Genomic DNA, 16107 nt, shown 5'->3' with positions numbered 1-16107 from the left:
AGGACGACCCGGTCGGCGGGATCGTCGCACTGCCGGTGGCCGACACGCTCAAGCGGGTGCCGGCCGGCGGCGACGCGATCGCGCGCACCGAGTCGCGCGACGCCCTGTGGCAGGCGCAGACCCCGCAGATGTTCCGCATCGGCATGCTGCGCGAAGCGATCCTGCGGGCGCAGCGCGAAGGGCACGACCTGACCGACGAAGCGAGCGCGATCGAATGGGCCGGCCACACGCCGCGCGTCGTGCAGGGCAGCCTGCGCAACTTCAAGGTCACGTACCCGGAAGATTTCGCGCTCGCGGAGGCGATCCTCACACGCCCCGCGAACGCTTCCTGACTTTCACCCCATCTCAAACCGGATTACGCATGGATTTCAGAATCGGACAAGGCTATGACGTGCACCAGCTCGTCGAAGGGCGCCCCCTCATCATCGGCGGCGTGACGATTCCGTACGAGCGCGGCCTGCTCGGCCACTCGGACGCGGACGTGCTGCTGCATGCGATCACCGACGCGCTGTTCGGCGCGGCGGCGCTCGGCGACATCGGCCGCCATTTCTCCGACACGGACGCGGCGTTCAAGGGCGCGGACAGCCGCGTGCTGCTGCGCGCGTGCGCCGAGCGCGTGAAGGCGGCCGGCTTCACGATCCAGAACGTCGACAGCACCGTGATCGCGCAGGCGCCGAAGCTCGCGCCGCATATCGACGGGATGCGCGCGAACATCGCGGCGGATCTCGGGCTGCCGCTCGAGCGCGTGAACGTGAAGGCGAAGACCAACGAGAAGCTCGGCTATCTCGGCCGCGGCGAGGGGATCGAGGCGCAGGCCGCCGCGCTGCTGATCAAGCAGGGTGCCTGACGTCCGGCCGTGGCGGCGTGCGGTTCACGCCGCGCGCCGCGTCGCCGAAATGAAAAATGCCACGCGAATGCGTGGCATTTTCGTTTGCAGCACGCGCGGCTCAGGGCCGGCGGCCGGATCGCTTATTCGCCTTCGGCGGCGATCACCTGCGCGGCGGCGTTGATCACCGACGCGATGCGGCCGACGTCGCGCAGTTGCGTGACGGTCATTCCTTGCTCGTTCTTCAGCAGCGCATAGTGCGACTTCACGCAGAAGTGGCACTTGCCGACGATCGACGCGGCGAGCGCGTACATCTCGAACTTGCGCTTGTCGACGCCGCCGTGCGTCGCATACGCGCCCATCCGCAGTTCGGCGCGCTGCGTCTTCAGGTCGGCGTCGTCGGCCATCTCGACATACGGATACCAGGTGTTGTTCATCCCCATCAGCGCGGCCGCCGTCAGCACGGCGTTCGTCTCTTCGGGCGACAGCACGCCGGCTTCGCGGATCGTCTTCACGAGCACCGTGCTCTTCGCCGCGATGGCCGCCGCCAGCGCCACGCCGACCGCGTCGGTGCCTTCGAGCGACGAGCGCGAGATCGTGCCGTCGAGGTTCAGGCGAATGTCCTTCGCGTAGTCGGGGATACGTGCCTTAATCGAGTCGATGAATTCCATTGATATCTCCTATGGGTTGGCCGTTAAAAAAGCCCGCAGGCAGGACGTGCGCCGCGGGCTTCGTGCATTGCTACGCTTACAGCGTTGCGCCGCCGACTGCGCGGTTGCACGGGCAGAGTTCGTCCGTTTGCAGGCCGTCCAGAATGCGCAGGACTTCTTCCGGGCTGCGGCCGACGTTCAGGTTGTTCACCGAAACGTGCTGGATCGTGTTGTCCGGGTCGACGATGAACGTTGCACGCAGGGCCACGCCGGCTTCCTTGTCGCGCACGCCGAGCTGGTCGATCAGTTCGCCCTTGACGTCGCCGAACGAGTAGTGGTTCAGCTTGTCGAGATCCTTGTGTTCACGGCGCCATGCGAGCTTCACGAATTCGTTGTCCGAGCTGCCGCCGAGCAGGACGGCGTCGCGCTCTTCGAACTGCTTGGTGAGCTTCGCGAATTCGACGATTTCCGTCGGGCACACGAACGTGAAATCCTTCGGATAGAAGTAGATGATCTTCCACTTGCCCGGGAACGACGCTTCGGTGACGGTCTCGAACGCCGACTGGCCGTTTTCCTCGTGATTATTGAAGCCCGGCTTCGCGGCTACGACGGTGAAAGCTTCGAGTTTATCGCCCACGGTTTTCATGCGGATACTCCTGTGTGAGTTGGGAAGAAGACTGAGTCAAGCTACCTCGGTGCTGCAACGATGATGTGACAGCATGGGTAAAACTATAACACTATTGGCAAGTCGCTTCAATAGATTTTGACTAACGACTCTCATAGCTTTTGTCAACCGCGTCGATAGTGTGACGCGCAAGATGCGTGCGCGAACGCGTCACGCGGTCGCACGCGCCTTGCCGGCACCGGGGAATTCGAGCGTGACTTCGAGGCCGGCGTCCGGGTGGCGGTTGCGCAGGCGCAGCGCGCCGCGGTAGCGGCCGACGAGCCGCAGCACGATCGCCATCCCGAGGCCCGTGCCGTCCGCCTTGGTGCGCGCGGTGTCGACGCGGTAGAACGGCCGCATCACGAGCGGCAGTTGATCCTCGGGGATGCCGGGGCCTTCGTCGCTCACCGACAGCTCGACGCGCGCATGCGACACGCGCGTCTCGAGCGTGATGCGCGAGATGCCGTCCTGCTTGCTCTGGCCGTATTTGCGCGCATTCTCGACGAGATTGCCGATCACGCGGCGCATGTCGGTTTCGTCGGCTTCGATGATCGCGCTCGGCGCGAGCCGCGTGCGGATCTCGACGCCGTCCTCGCCCGACACGCGCGCGGCGACTTCGTGCGCGATCGACGACAGGTCGACCGGCTCAGGCTTGCGCTGCGACGGGCGCGCGTAGTCGATGAAGGCCGCGATGATGCGGTCCATCTGTTCGATGTCGTCGACCATCGCGTCCTTGGTCGCCTGGTCGGACGGGCTCATCTCGGTTTCGAGCCGCAGCCGCGCGAGCGGCGTGCGCAGGTCGTGCGAGATGCCCGCGAGCATCAGCGCGCGATCGGCCTCGAGTTGTTCGAGGTCGCGCACCATCTGGTTGAAGCTGCGGTTGGTTTCGGCCGCGACGCCCATCCCGCGCTCGGGCAGCGGCTCGGGCGCCTGGCCCGAACCGACCTGGCGCGCGGCGAGCGCGAGCCGCGAGAACGGCCGGTTCACGAGGCTCGTGATGAACGCGGAGCCGAACAGCGACAGCGCGAGCGCGAACAGCCCCCAGCCGGCCCACTGCAGGCCCGTGACGTTGTCGAGCTGGTCGCGGTCGAGCGCGACCCAGTAGTCGTCGTCGTCGATCTTGAAGCTGATCCACACGCCGGGAATGTCGTTGACCGACTGCGCGATCACGGTATCGTCGCCGAGACGGCTGCGGATGTCGTGTTCGATCAGGCGATTCAGCGATTCGTCGGGCTGCAGCTTGAACTTGTCGGTTTTCTCGCGCGGGTACACGCGCACGCCCTCGTTGCTCTCGAGATCCTGCAGCAGCGCGCGCCGCAAGTCGGGATCGGAATAGAGCAGGGCGGTGCGCGTGAGCTTCACGACCGCGACGAGCTGCAGCGCGACGCGCTGCGCACGCGGCTCGCGCTCGATCACGCGAAAGCTCTGGAACCACGCGGCGAGACTGACCGAGATCAGCAGCGCGATCAGCAGGAAGGTGCGCCAGAACAGCCCGCCGAACGCGAGCTGCAAAAGGCGCCGGTCGATACGCATGGGACGGGCCGTGGACGGGGCGAAGCCGGGAAGGAAAAAGCTCAGGCGGCGCCGTCCGGGATGAACACGTAGCCGAGGCCCCAGACGGTCTGGATGAAGCGCGGGCTGCCCGGATCGGGTTCGATCAGCTTGCGCAGGCGCGAGATCTGCACGTCGAGGCTGCGGTCGAACACTTCGTATTCGCGGCCGCGGGCGAGCTCCATCAGCTTTTCACGCGACAGCGGCTGGCGCGGATGACGCGCGAACACTTTCAGCACCGAGAATTCGCCGGTGGTCAGCGGAATTTCCTGGCCGGATTTCGTCAGCGTGCGCGTGGCGAGATTCAGCGAGAATTCGCCGAACTCGAACACCTCGGTGGTTTCCGACGGGGCGCCCGGCAGTTCGGCCGGCGCCTGGCGGCGCAGCACCGCGTGAATGCGCGCGACCAGTTCGCGCGGGTTGAACGGCTTCGGCAGGTAATCGTCGGCGCCCATCTCGAGGCCGACGATGCGATCGACGTCCTCGCCCTTCGCGGTGAGCATGATGATCGGCGTGCGGTCGTTGCTGCCGCGCAGCCGGCGGCAGATCGACAGGCCGTCCTCGCCGGGCAGCATCAGGTCGAGCACGAGCAGGTCGAAACGCTCGCGCACCCAGAGCTTGTTCATCGCGGTCGCGTTTTCCGCGACGTAGACGTTGAAACCCTGTTCGCCGAGATAGCGGCGCAGCAGATCGCGCAGGCGAGGGTCGTCGTCGACGACGAGAATCTTGGAGGGGTTTTTCGTTTCCATGATCGGCATCTTATCGCGAATGGGAATTGACGCACGGCCGGGGATTTTCGTGCGTTACAGTCGGTTACAAAATTTACCCGTAGTGTCGCGCCGAGTAAAGGCAGGCTATAGAGATTCCTTTACTCGAAGCCGAAATTCGGTAGATACTCCCCTGCACTCCATCTTTCATCTTTGTACACCCGAATTCCGCAGGGTTTTTCAAGTACCAGAGGTAACCGGTTGCCGCGTGACGAAGGGAACAAATCGACCAAAGAAGCGAGGACGGTCATGCGATCTGCCCGGATTGCACTGATGCTGACGATCGCGCTTGCCGGTCCGTATGCGTCGAACTTCGCGTATGCGCAGCGCCCCGAGCAGGGCGCATCGTCGCGCAAGCTGCCGCGCGGCAAAGCGCCGCAGCCCGATCGCGCCGCCGATATGACGGTCCGTTCCGCCGTGCCTCCCGATCTCGAACAGCGCCGCCGCGACGGGCACATGACGCCCGAAGAGCGGCACCTGTTACGCCAGCACATCGAAGACGCCGTTCGCGAGTTGTACAAGCGCTGACGCGTGCCGTCGTTCGCCTTGCGCGGAAATCTCCGCGCGGAAAGAATTCGTAGCACTTTTTCCGTCAACTTTCGGCTGCCGAATGCCGTTGTACGGGCATCCGCACCGCCGGTGCGTTCCGGGAGTCCATGACGATGAAAGCGAACGCTGCCGCACCGGCGCCGTCGCCTGCCATGCAGTCGCCGCTCGATGCCGACGACGCGCTGTTTTTCCTGAGTCGCACCGGTTTCTCTCCCGCGCCCGCCGAGGTCGCGCGCATCGTCGGCATGACGCGCGCGCAGGTCGTGGCCGACACGCTCGGCAGCGCGCGACACGAACCCGTCACGACGTGGCCCGACTGGCTCGCCGAGCCGCCGCCCACGCGCGCGCAGCGTCAGGCGCTGACGCCCGACATGCGGCGCGACGAGCAGCGCGAGCGCAATCGCCGCTACGATGCGTTGCGGGCGGCCTGGGTCAACGAGATGGTCGCGACGCCGTCGCCGCTCACCGAACGCATGACACTGTTCTGGCATGGGCATTTCACGTCGGGGCAGGACAAGGTGCCGTACCCGCAGACGATGGCCGCGCAGAACGCGCTGTTTCGCCGCGAGGCGCTCGGCAACTTCGGCACGCTGCTGCATGCGGTCGCGAAGGACCCGGCGATGCTCCAGTATCTCGACGGCGCGAGCAATCGCAAGGGGCGGCCGAACGAGAATTTCGCGCGCGAGGTGATGGAGCTGTTCACGCTCGGCGAAGGGCACTACACGCAATACGACGTGACCGAAGCCGCGCGCGCGATGACGGGCTGGACCGTCGATCCCGACACGCTGCGCTTCGTGGTGCGGCCCGAATGGCACGATGCCGGCGACAAGACCATCCTCGGCGAAACCGGGCCGTTCGACGGCGACGACTTTCTCGACATCCTGCTGAAGCGGCCGGGCACCGCGCGCTTCATCGCCGGCAAGCTGTGGCGCGAGTTCGTGTCCGATACGCCGGAGCCCGGCACGCTCGATGCGGTGGCCGAACGGTTTCGCGCGAGCGGCTACGACATTCGCGCGGCGCTCGCCGCGCTGTGGTCGACCGACGCGTTCTGGGATCCGCGCAACCGCGGCGTGCTGGTCAAGTCGCCGGCGGAATTCGTCGTCGGGTCGGTGCGGCTGTTCGACGTGGCGTACGGCGATCCGCAGATGCTCGCGGACACCGTGCGCACGCTCGGGCAGAACCTGTTCTATCCGCCGAACGTGAAGGGCTGGCCGGGCGGCGCGCTGTGGATCAACAGCACCACGCTGCTGTCGCGCAAGCAGTTCGTCGAGCAGCTGTTCCGCGCGACCGAGACGGCCGGGATGCGACCGCCGGCTCGTACGATCGCGCCGCCGCCGAACGCGCGTGCGCATGCGATGCCGGTGGCCGACGCGGCGTCCGGCGCCGGCCCGCGCGGCACGCCCGCGAAGCCCGCGCGCGGCGGACTGCGTTTCGACCTCGAGCGCTGGCTGGCCCAGTATCGGGCGCGGCCGCAGGCGATCGCGGGATTGTCGACCGAACTGCAGTTGCAGCACGCGGTGCTGCAACTCTCGCCGGTCGCGGCGATCGACACGGATTCGACCGGCAGCGCGTATCTCGAGGCGCTGCTGATGGATCCGGCCTATCAACTGAAATGATGCGAACGACGACGAAGCGGACAGTCGCCGCGGCCAACGCGCCGGGCGGCGAACCAGAGGATGTGCGATGAACCGACGTGATTTTCTGACGCTGACGGGCGCCGCGGCGGCGGCCGGTGTGTCGATGTGGCAAGCGCCCGCGATGGCGGCCGCCGCGACGCAGGCGGGGCGCAAGGCCGCGGCCGGGTATGCGAACGTGCTGATCCTCGTCGAGCTGAAGGGCGGCAACGACGGCCTCAACACGGTGGTGCCGTATGCCGACCCGCTGTACTACCAGTTCCGGCGCAGCATCGGCATCAAGCGCGAGCAGGTGCTGCAGCTCGACGCGCAGACGGGGCTGCACCCGTCGCTCGCGCCGCTGATGCCGCTGTGGCGCGACGGACAGGTCGCGATCGTGCAGGGTGTCGGCTATCCGCAGCCGAACCTGTCGCATTTCCGTTCGATCGAGATCTGGGACACCGCATCGCGCTCGGATCAGTACCTGCACGAAGGCTGGCTCACGCGCACGTTCGCGCAGGCGCCCGTGCCGCCCGGTTTCGCCGCGGACGGCGTCGTGCTCGGCAGCGCCGAGATGGGACCGCTGTCGAACGGCGCGCGCGCGATCGCACTCGTCAATCCCGCGCAGTTCATCCGCGCGGCCCGGCTCGCCGAGCCGTCGTCGCTGCGCGAGCAGAACCCGGCGCTCGCGCACATCATCGACGTCGAGAACGACATCGTGAAGGCGGCCGACCGGCTGCGCCCGCGCGGCGGGATGCGGGAATTCAGGACGGCCTTTCCGGCTGGCGCGTTCGGCACGTCGGTCAAGACCGCGATGCAGGTGCTGGCCGCGTGCGAAGCGTCCGGGCCCGGCGCGCAGGATGGGGTCGCGGTGCTGCGCCTGACGCTCAACGGTTTCGACACACACCAGAACCAGCCGGGGCAGCAGGCCGCGCTGCTCAAGCAGTTCGCGGAAGGGATGAGCGCGATGCGCGCGGCGTTGATCGAACTCGGGCGCTGGAACGAGACGCTCGTGATGACGTATGCGGAATTCGGGCGGCGCGTGCGCGAGAACCAGAGCAACGGCACCGATCACGGCACGGCCGCGCCGCATTTCGTGATGGGCGGCCGCGTGTCGGGCGGACTGTACGGCGCGCCGCCGGCGCTCGGGCGGCTCGACGGCAACGGCAACCTGCCGGTCGCGGTCGATTTTCGCCAGCTTTACGCGACCGTGCTTGGGTCCTGGTGGGGGCTCGATGCGACGCGCGTGCTGCAGCAGCGTTTCGACACGCTGCCGCTGCTGAAGGCGTGATGCGGGCCGCTCAGCGGCGACGCGCGGCGCGCCACGCGATCCACAGCTTGCGGATCGGCGTGAGCGCGATGCGCTGGTGCAGCACCTGGTAGCCGTCGCGCGCGATTTCGTCGAGCAGCGCGCCGGCCAGCGCGATTTGTGCCCGCAGTGTGCGCTGCGCGCGGCGTTCGGTGGCGGGAATCGCCGCATCGGCCGCCGCGAGCGCGTCGCGCGCGCGGGTCGTCTGGAATTGCAGCAATTCGGTGAAGGCCGGACTGTAGCGGCGGTTCAGCAGATCGGCCGCGGTCACGTTGTAGCGCTGCAGTTCGTCGATCGGCAGATAGATGCGGCCGTGGCGCGCGTCGTTGCCGAGCTCCTGCACGAATTGCGCGAGCATCAGCGCGCGGCCGACGTCCGCTGCCCACGGCTGCGGGTCGGCCGGGTTCGCCGAGCTGGCGCGCGCGACCAGCGACGCGAAGGTGCCGCCGACCTGCGCGATATAGCGCTGCAGGTTCGCGAAGTCGAGGTAGCGCGCCTGTTCGAGGTCCATCCCGTAACCGTTGACGAGCGTGCGCAGTGCGTCGGCTTCGGCGGCGATCGCCGGATGATGCTGCGCGAGCGCCTTCGTGACCGGGTGCGACGGCTGCCCGTCGGCCAGTGCGGCGAGTTCCTTGTGCCACCACGCGAGCTTCGTGTGTCCGACGGTCGGATCGCTGGTTTCCTTGACGGTTTCCTCGAGTTCGCGGCGCAGCGCGAACAGCGCGGTCAGGCGCGGCTGCGTGGCGAGCGGCGCCTGGCGCAGCGCGTAGTAGACGCTCGAGCCGGCGGGGGCGGCCTTTTGCTGACAGTAGTCGTCGAAGTTCACGGGCGAGATCGGGTGGGGCAGGTTCGGGGGACGCGCGGCGGCGCGCTGCCGAAACGTCGAGCGCGGCATTCTAGCACCGCGGCACGATGGGCGCCGGCGGGGCGAGACAACGCCGCACGGATCGGGTAGAATCTCGCGCTCGCCTGATCGGGCGTGCCGGTTTTCGGGCCGGCGTGAAGTCCCGGGCGCGTGGAGCACGCATCTTGCGTCCCGCGCGATCAGGCGACGGAAATGCGCGTGAGTGGCGAAATTGGTAGACGCACCAGGTTTAGGTCCTGACGCCCGCAAGGGTGTGCCGGTTCGAGTCCGGCCTCACGCACCAGAAGTCGAACGTACCCTGTCAGGGGCCGTTCGCGAAAAAGCGCTGCCGGTCGGCTGACCGCAGCGCTTTTTTGTTGATGCCGGCTTCCTCGCCACACATCCGGACCTCGTCCGAGCAATCGGCCGCGTGTAATATCGTGCTCGCTTTTCATACAAGCAGCACGACGACACCGAGGGGCCACCGATGCAACACACCTTCCGTATCCCGATTTCCATTCTGGCGCTGATGCTGGCCGCGCCGGCCTTCGCCAATACGCCTGCCGACAATATCGCGTGGAGCGCCAAACCCGTGAAGACGGTCGCATCGTCGTCGGCATGCACCGCGTACTCGGGGCGCCCAATATCGGGCAACGGCCAGCCGCTGTCGACCGAGGGCGTGCTGAAAACGCTCGGCACGTTGGCGGCCGGCGCCGCGCTGGGTGCCGTCGCCGGCGGATATCAGGGCGCAGCCCCGAATCCGTGTCCGCTGCCTGGCCTGTGATTCGCTGGCAAGCGGATCGCGGAGCGCGCCGCTTCAGCTGAAGCAAACACGATACGAAGCGCCGCGCGTTGCCTGACCGCGGCGCTTCGTCGTGCCCGGTGCGCCTATTCCCAGAAGCTGCGGATCGCGACGGCCACGATCACCGGTACCGAGAACACCAGCGGAATCGCGAAATACTGCGCTTCGCGATCGACGACCCAGCTGTAGATCACCCACGCCGCACCGATCGCGAACGTGATGAGCCCGACCGTCACGGCGGCGATGTTCAGGACCAGCTTCGACGGCTGGCGGCGCGTTTTGGTGTTGTCGTTGTCGCGCGGGGACGATTTCATCGGAAGAGTGCGGCCTCGTGCCGGAACAGGGGTAAAGACACAGGAAACCCCATCCGCACGGATCGCGCAAGGGCCGGCGCGGGCCGGCCCCGTCACGTCCGTTCCCGCGCGTTACAACCCGAACGACGCGGCCAGTTCGTCGAGCAGTGCGCGCTGGAACGCAACGAACCGCGCGCCCGGCTGCTGCGCGATCGCCAGGTCGAGCATCGGATCGGTGACCGCGGTGCGGATGCCGGCCAGTTCCTCGACGATCGCGAGCCCGCAGAACGGCACGTACGCCTCCGAATAGCCGCCTTCGTGAACGATCACGAGCCGCCCGCCGCAATGGCGCTGCGCGGCCTCCTTTACCGCGCGCGTCATGAACCGGTAGCTGTCGGTATGCAACTGCATGCGCGCGAGCGGATCGACCGCGCTCGCATCGAGGCCGCTCGCGATGACGATCAGCTCGGGGCGGAAACGCGCGAGCGCCGGCAGCACGATTCGCTCGAACGCATACCGGTACGCGTCGTCGCCGCTGCCCGCGAGCAGCGGCACGTTCAGGTTCGCGCTGATGCCCGCGCCTTCGCCGCGATCGTCCGCGCCGCTGTAGCCGGGCGGGAAGCAGCGATCCTGGTGCAGCGAGATCGTCAGCGTATCGGGATCGTCGTAGTAGATCGACTGCGTGCCGTTGCCGTGATGCACGTCCCAGTCGATCACCGCGACGCGCTCGATGCCGTGCTTCGCGCGCGCGGCCTCGATCGCGACCGGGATGTTCGCGAGCATGCAGAAGCCCATCGGGCGGTCGCGCAGGCAGTGATGGCCGGGCGGCCGCGACAGCGAGAACGCATTCGCCGCGCGCTCGCCGACGACCGCATCGACCGCCACGATCGCGAGACCGGCCGACAGCGCGGCGATCTCGTAGCTGCCCTTGCCGAATGGCGCGAGATCGCCGAGGTCGCCACCGTTCGCGTCGCTCAGCGCGCGAAATGCATCGAGATAGTGCGCCGGATGAATGCGCAGCAGGTCGGCCGTCGTCGCGGGCTCGGCGCCACGCAGGTCGAGTTGCGCGGCCAGGCCCGACGCCTGCACGAGCGACAGGAAGCGGCGTTTCGAATCGGGCGATTCCGCGTAGCCCGCGCTCGACGGCGGCTGGACCCAGCCTCCGACTGGGAAGAACAGCGCGTGCGTGCCGCCGGTATGCCAGAAAGTGCGTTCGTCGGTGAAGAAGGCAGTGCGATTCATGGATGCGTGACCTGTCACGGTTGGGAGGAAACGGAAGAGCGCGCGCGGCGATCGATGTGGCGCAGCGCGGCGAACGACACGATCGCGACGGCCGTCGCGGCCACGAACAGCGCGCGCATCGAGCCGCCGGCGTCGAGCATCAGGCCGGCCAGCAGCGGGCCGGCGGCGAGCCCCGCGCCGATCACGAAATTGAGCGTCGCGACGAGGCGGCCCGACGTGTCGATCTGCGCGACTGTCGCGAGGATGAACGGCAGCACGAAGGTCCACGCGAACTTGAACGCGAAGATCGCCGCGCCGTAGCCGCCGGTGTCACGCATCGCGGCGAGCGCGACGAGCGATGCCGCGAGCAGCGCGTAACCGGCCGCCAGCATCGCGCGCCGCGCGAGCCGGCCGCCCGCGCACGACGCGAGCGCCGCGCCGGCGATGCCCATCACGCTCGCGATCGCGAGCACGTTGCCGGTCGTCTGCGGGTCGAGCCCGGCCTCGGCCGCCGCGCGGCTCGCGAACGTCCACACGCTGCCGATCGCGAGATAGAACGTCAGCACCGCGCCGATGGCGAGCACGACGAAGGGTCGCGGCGTGGGCGGCGCGTCGCCGCGCGCGGTATGCGCGGCTGCCGTCCGCGTGCCGAGCGACGACGGAAAGCCGCGCGACAGCGGCGCCGCGAGCAGCGCGAGCCCGGCGAGCGCGACATACAGCGCGCGCAGCCCGAACGCGGCGAACACGTGCGGCAACACGAACAGGCCGATCGCGCCCGCGATCAACTGGCCGACGACCCACAGGCCGTATACGCGGTCGCTGTTCTGGCTCGTCGCCGCGCTCGTCATGCAGAGCACCATCAGCGAGCCGCCGCCGAGCGCGGTGACGGCGCGCAGCGCGAGCAGCGCGGCGAAGCCCGGCATCCACAGCGCGGTCAGCAGGTTGCCCGCGCCGAACAGCACGACGGCGAACGCGGCGACGCGGCGCGCGTCGATGCGGCCGAGCCACAGGTACGACGGCGCGGTCGCGAGGCTGAACGCGCCGAGTTCCACGAAGAAGTAGGTGCCGATCTGCGACGCGGACAAGCCGAGCTGCGTCGCGAGCTGACCGGCAACGGCGGGCGCCACGAGCAGCAACAGCGGCGTGATGGCCGCGAACACGACGAGCGCGACCAGCGTCGAGCGCGCGAACGTCGACGCGCGGCCGTCGGGTGAGAGTGAGGCATCCGGGGACAGGGTCTTCATGGCGGGGTCTCGTTGAGTGAATCAGAACAGGTGGTACATGCCGACCATCGCGCCGAACTGCGACGCGCCGGCGAGCGGCGTGGGGTCGTATTCGTAGACGGTCTGCGAACTCTGGCCGCTGTTGCGCGCATAGCCGAGGTTCACGTAGGCGACGGTGCGTTTCGACAGTGCATACGTGGTGCTTGCGATGAACAGCGTCGGATGGCCGATCGCCGGCGTGTGCGAATCGGTGTGGTAGACGCCCGCGTTCAGGCCGATTCCGTTCGACGTCAGGTAGCGCGCGCCGCCCCAGACGATCGTGCGGGCCGCGTCGAGGTCGCCGGTCAGGCGCTCGACGCCTGCATAGACGGTGAGCGGCAGCGTGGCGAACGCATAGCGCGCGGCGAGCGTGCCGAGTTCGCGACGCCGCGCGGACACATCGTCGGCCGCCGATACGTCGCCGTGCGCCTGGTGCAGCACCGCGCCGACCGATAGGCCGTTGCTCGTGTACTGGCCGCCGAGCTCGAGCACGCGTCCGGCGCGCGTATTGCCGGCGACGCCGGCAGTCGCGGCGAGCGCCTCGACGTCGAAGCCGGCGAACGTCGGCGACTGGTATTTGACCGAATGGTCGATGAAGTTCGCGTTCATCGGCACGAGCACGCCCTGGCCGCTGTACGACCCGTACCAGAGCGGGTCGTAGAACAGCGTCTTGTCGAACAGCACGCTGAACTGGCGGCCGAGCGTGACGGTGCCGACCGGCCCCGCGATGCCGACGTATGCGCCGCGGAAGAACGCGTAGCCGGGCACGGTCGCGGTGCCGTCGTTGAGGTTGAGGCCCTGTTCGAGCTTGAACAGCGCGCGCCAGCTGCCGCCGAGATCCTCGTGACCCTTGATCCCGACCTGTGAAGGCAGGATGCCGTAGTTCTGCAACCGCACGGTCGAACGATGCCCGTCGGCGTGCGTCAGGTATTGCACGCCGGCGTCGAGCGCGCCGTACAGCGTGAGGGCGGACTGCGCGTGCGCGGCGGCGCCGCATGCGGCCAGCGTCGCGGCGGCCGCGGCCGTGCGGATGAAGCGGGGTGTCGTCACGTCGGGTTCTCCATACCGTGCTGCATCGGTTTGTCGTTGGTGTTGTCGCGACGCAGTGTCCGCAGCGGGAAAACCGTCGAACAGTCGTCCAGATGAACGGTGCGGAAAACCCGCGGTGCCCGGCATGAACGCGGCGCAATGGCGCCGTGCACCGTGCTGCGCAGCAGCAACGTGCGGCGCACCGTTCAAATGGATGGGGCTGGCGAGCGTTCCGGCGCCGTGGCCCGCCAAAAAAGCTGCTGGCTATAATCGGCCGGTGTCGTTGCGCATATCGGCAGCCCGACCGGGCAGGGGAGCGGAAAGTGAGGATCACGACGGATATCGGGCAGGATCTCGACGCGCTGCGCGACGTGCCGGCCGCCATCGTCCTCGACGAATTCGCGTGGCCGCCGCGGCCGTCCCGGCGTGCCGATTTCGACGGCGTCGCGCGCGGCGACGCGCCGCGGCGCGAACTCGGGCTGATGCTGCTCGATCTGTATGCGGTAGCCGCGCAGTCCGCCATCGGCGAATTCGAATGCCGGTTCTTTTCGCTGCTGCAGGCGCTCTTTCCGTTCGATGCCGCGTGGACCGGCGTCGCGACCCACGTGCCGACCGGTCCGGTGATGCACAACAGCTTTTTGTACCGGTTGCCGCACGCGTTCTTCACCGACTGGAAGCGCGTGCGGGATTGCGATCCGCTCGCGCACCGCACGTTGCACGGCGCGCACGGCCGCGCGGTGCGGCTGACGGTCGTCGAGCCGGGGCTCGATGCGCGGTTTCGCGACTGGTGCGTGAAGTACGGGCTCGCGCAATTGATGTGCGTGTGTACGCTCGATCGCCGCTTCGGCCTGACGACGTTCATGTCGATCTATCGCCAGGGCCTGAACCGGCCGTTCAGCGACGACGACGCGCGGTGTTTCGAGGAAGTGATCCCGCATCTGGCCGCCGCGCTGACGATCAATCGCGCGGCCCAACTCACGCGCGAGCGCGCCGACACGGTCGCGCCGGCGGCGCGTGCGCTGTGCGACAACTTCGGGGTGCTGCACCATGCCGATCACGGTTTCGACGACGTGCTGCGCACCGAATGGCCGTCGTGGGCCGGCGCGCGCGTGCCGGAGCCGCTCGTCGCGCACCTGCGGCGCCAGTCGGGCCAACCGTTCGTCGGCGACGCGCTGCGCATCCAGTGCGTGCCGGTCGCGGGGCTATTCCAGATCGAGGCGCGGCCGCGCTCGCTGCTCGACCGGCTGAGCCCGCGCGAACTCGCGGCGATCCGCTATTACGGCGCCGGGCGTTCGCACAAGGAGGTCGCGCAGCAGATGGCGATCTCGCCGACGACCGTGCGTCACTACCTGCGCTGCGCGTACCGCAAGCTCGGCATGCACGACAAGAGCCAGATCGCCGGCGTGCTGGGCGCGACGGGTGGCGCGACCGACGACGAGGCGATGGAAGCCGGCAGCATGCCGCGCTGAGGCCCACGAACGCACGAACGGATACGGCGCGATGCGCATTGCGTTGCCGGATTGGTTGTGTCCGCAACCATTGAGCGTTATGCTCGTCAGCTTCCAGGAGACGGAATGCCATCATGAACGACACGAATTCAGGGTCGGTGCGCGCGGCGGTGGTTGGCGTCGGCGCGATCGGCGGATTGCTCGCGGCCGCGCTGTCGAGAGCCGGCATGACCGTGAGCGCGTACGCACGGGGCACGACGCTCGACGCGCTGAATACGCACGGCGTGCGCGTGATCGACGAGGCGGGTGCAACCTCGTCGGTGCCGGTGCGGGCAAGCGACGATGCAGCCGCGCTCGGCGTGCAGGACTACGTGGTGATCGCGCTGAAGGCGCAGGCGCTGCCGGCGCTGGCCGCCCGTATTGCGCCGCTGGTCGGCCCCGATACGGTGATCGTCGCGGCGATGAACGGGCTGCCGTGGTGGTTCACGCACGGGCTGGAAGGGGCGATCGACGGCGTGCCGCTCGATGCGGTCGATCCGGCCGGCGCGGTGTCGGCCGCATTGCCGCCCGCGCAGGCGATCGGCTGCGTCGTGCACCTGTCGTCGAGTACCGACGCGCCGGGCGTCGTGCGTCGCGGGCGCGGCAACCGGCTGATCGTCGGCACGCCCGATCCGCGGCTCGACGTGGCCACCGCGCGGTTCGCCGCGGCGCTCGCGGCCGGCGGTTTCGACGTCGAGTCGACGCCCGCGATCCGGGCCGAGATCTGGACGAAGCTGTGGGGCAACATGAACATGAACCCGCTGAGCGCGCTGACCGGTTCGACGGCCGAACAGTTGCTCGACGATCCGTTCACGCAGGATCTCGCACTGCGGATGATGGAGGAGGCGGCTGCGATCGGCGCGAAGCTCGGGCTATCCACGGGAATGAGCGGCCCCGAGCGGATCGCGGTCACGCGCAAGCTCGGCGCATTCAAGACATCGATGCTGCAGGATTTCGAAGCGGGGCGCTCGCTCGAGATCGGGCCGATCCTCGGCGTGTTTCCGGAGCTCGGCCGCAAGCTTGGCGTGCCGACCCCGTACTGCGACGCGGTGCTCGGACTATTGCGTCAGCGCGCGGCGAACAGCGGGTTGTAGCGCGTTGCCGGCTGCCGCATACGCGCAGCCGGCAACGCGGCGGTGCGTGCTTCACGCGATGCCGCCGCATGATGCAAAACGGGTCGCCCGAATCGCGCGTGACGCGACTCGGGCGACCCGTCTGATTCGTCGGATCAATGCTGCCC

At 68.2% G+C, this 16107-nt stretch carries 18 protein-coding genes and 1 tRNA gene; 9 read left to right on the top strand and 10 right to left on the bottom strand.

All coding sequences use genetic code 11. The features are described from left to right. Together JMF86_RS09545 and ispF are read left to right on the top strand one after the other, a co-directional pair. Positions 1-332, top strand: a 332-nt coding sequence (locus JMF86_RS09545; protein WP_201316965.1) for a 2-C-methyl-D-erythritol 4-phosphate cytidylyltransferase, incomplete at its 5' end; no start/stop codon positions are given. A 29-nt stretch (positions 333-361) separates the two neighbouring features. After that, a complete protein-coding gene (gene ispF / locus JMF86_RS09540) occupies positions 362-847 on the top strand; it encodes a 2-C-methyl-D-erythritol 2,4-cyclodiphosphate synthase (protein WP_077179220.1) in 486 nt (161 codons plus the stop codon). Positions 848-969: 122 nt separating this feature from the next. Here ispF and JMF86_RS09535 read toward each other — a convergent pair whose 3' ends face one another. The 4 genes from JMF86_RS09535 to ompR all read right to left on the bottom strand — a co-directional run bounded on the left by JMF86_RS09535 (position 970) and on the right by ompR (position 4449). After that, positions 970-1497, bottom strand: a complete 528-nt coding sequence (locus tag JMF86_RS09535; RefSeq protein WP_006478562.1) for a carboxymuconolactone decarboxylase family protein — start codon at positions 1495-1497, stop codon at positions 970-972. 76 nt (positions 1498-1573) lie between these two features. Continuing rightward, positions 1574-2122, bottom strand: a complete 549-nt coding sequence (locus tag JMF86_RS09530; RefSeq protein ID WP_006478563.1) for a peroxiredoxin — start codon at positions 2120-2122, stop codon at positions 1574-1576. 189 nt (positions 2123-2311) lie between these two features. Further along, on the bottom strand, positions 2312-3673 hold the full coding sequence (locus JMF86_RS09525; protein WP_011549598.1) for an ATP-binding protein: 1362 nt from the start codon (positions 3671-3673) through the stop codon (positions 2312-2314). Between the two features lie 41 nt (positions 3674-3714). Continuing rightward, on the bottom strand, positions 3715-4449 hold the full coding sequence (gene ompR, locus JMF86_RS09520; RefSeq protein ID WP_006478565.1) for a two-component system response regulator OmpR: 735 nt from the start codon (positions 4447-4449) through the stop codon (positions 3715-3717). Positions 4450-4707: 258 nt separating this feature from the next. Between ompR and JMF86_RS09515 the strand changes: the two genes are divergently transcribed. From JMF86_RS09515 to JMF86_RS09505, 3 genes are all read left to right on the top strand, one after another. Further along, positions 4708-4986: a hypothetical protein gene (locus JMF86_RS09515; RefSeq protein WP_006478566.1), complete on the top strand. Its 279-nt coding sequence runs from the start codon at positions 4708-4710 to the stop codon at positions 4984-4986. A gap of 134 nt (positions 4987-5120) precedes the next feature. After that, positions 5121-6623 (top strand): DUF1800 family protein, encoded by a 1503-nt coding sequence (locus JMF86_RS09510; RefSeq protein WP_011549599.1) that lies wholly within the window; start codon positions 5121-5123, stop codon positions 6621-6623. Between the two features lie 67 nt (positions 6624-6690). Then, a complete protein-coding gene (locus tag JMF86_RS09505) occupies positions 6691-7911 on the top strand; it encodes a DUF1501 domain-containing protein (protein WP_011549600.1) in 1221 nt (406 codons plus the stop codon). A gap of 10 nt (positions 7912-7921) precedes the next feature. Here JMF86_RS09505 and hpnD read toward each other — a convergent pair whose 3' ends face one another. Beyond that, positions 7922-8755 carry a presqualene diphosphate synthase HpnD gene (gene hpnD / locus JMF86_RS09500; RefSeq protein ID WP_027810329.1) on the bottom strand — a complete coding sequence of 278 codons (834 nt, stop codon included), beginning with the start codon at positions 8753-8755 and terminating at the stop codon, positions 7922-7924. Positions 8756-8990: 235 nt separating this feature from the next. Here hpnD and JMF86_RS09495 point away from each other — a divergent pair. Next, positions 8991-9077, top strand: a tRNA-Leu gene (locus JMF86_RS09495). 183 nt (positions 9078-9260) lie between these two features. Further along, the gene (locus tag JMF86_RS09490; RefSeq protein WP_011549602.1) at positions 9261-9557 is read left to right on the top strand and encodes a hypothetical protein; all 297 of its coding nucleotides are present in this window, start codon (positions 9261-9263) and stop codon (positions 9555-9557) included. Positions 9558-9661: 104 nt separating this feature from the next. On the opposite strand, the gene JMF86_RS09485 is transcribed toward JMF86_RS09490, so the two are convergent. From JMF86_RS09485 to JMF86_RS09465, 5 genes are all read right to left on the bottom strand, one after another. Further along, positions 9662-9889, bottom strand: a complete 228-nt coding sequence (locus JMF86_RS09485) for a hypothetical protein (protein WP_011549603.1) — start codon at positions 9887-9889, stop codon at positions 9662-9664. Positions 9890-10000: 111 nt separating this feature from the next. Continuing rightward, positions 10001-11110: a class II histone deacetylase gene (locus tag JMF86_RS09480; RefSeq protein WP_077179218.1), complete on the bottom strand. Its 1110-nt coding sequence runs from the start codon at positions 11108-11110 to the stop codon at positions 10001-10003. A 14-nt stretch (positions 11111-11124) separates the two neighbouring features. Continuing rightward, positions 11125-12333, bottom strand: coding sequence for an MFS transporter (locus JMF86_RS09475; protein ID WP_011549605.1), 1209 nt, complete (start codon positions 12331-12333; stop codon positions 11125-11127). A gap of 21 nt (positions 12334-12354) precedes the next feature. After that, on the bottom strand, positions 12355-13401 hold the full coding sequence (locus JMF86_RS09470; protein WP_011694308.1) for a porin: 1047 nt from the start codon (positions 13399-13401) through the stop codon (positions 12355-12357). Further along, positions 13398-13571 (bottom strand): hypothetical protein, encoded by a 174-nt coding sequence (locus JMF86_RS09465; protein ID WP_226292123.1) that lies wholly within the window; start codon positions 13569-13571, stop codon positions 13398-13400. The genes JMF86_RS09470 and JMF86_RS09465 overlap by 4 nt, the downstream gene beginning before the upstream one ends. 132 nt (positions 13572-13703) lie before the next feature. On the opposite strand from JMF86_RS09465, the gene JMF86_RS09460 reads away from it, so the two are divergent. After that, positions 13704-14849 carry a helix-turn-helix transcriptional regulator gene (locus JMF86_RS09460; RefSeq protein ID WP_011549607.1) on the top strand — a complete coding sequence of 382 codons (1146 nt, stop codon included), beginning with the start codon at positions 13704-13706 and terminating at the stop codon, positions 14847-14849. Positions 14850-14962: 113 nt separating this feature from the next. Further along, complete coding sequence (locus tag JMF86_RS09455; protein WP_006478573.1) at positions 14963-15961, top strand: 2-dehydropantoate 2-reductase; 999 nt, start codon at positions 14963-14965, stop codon at positions 15959-15961. The last annotated feature ends 146 nt before the right edge of the window (positions 15962-16107 follow it).

The organism is Burkholderia sp. E168m15, from assembly GCF_016586105.1.
Taxonomy (GTDB): domain Bacteria; phylum Pseudomonadota; class Gammaproteobacteria; order Burkholderiales; family Burkholderiaceae; genus Burkholderia; species Burkholderia orbicola.
This window is presented reverse-complemented; position numbering and strand designations above follow the sequence as displayed.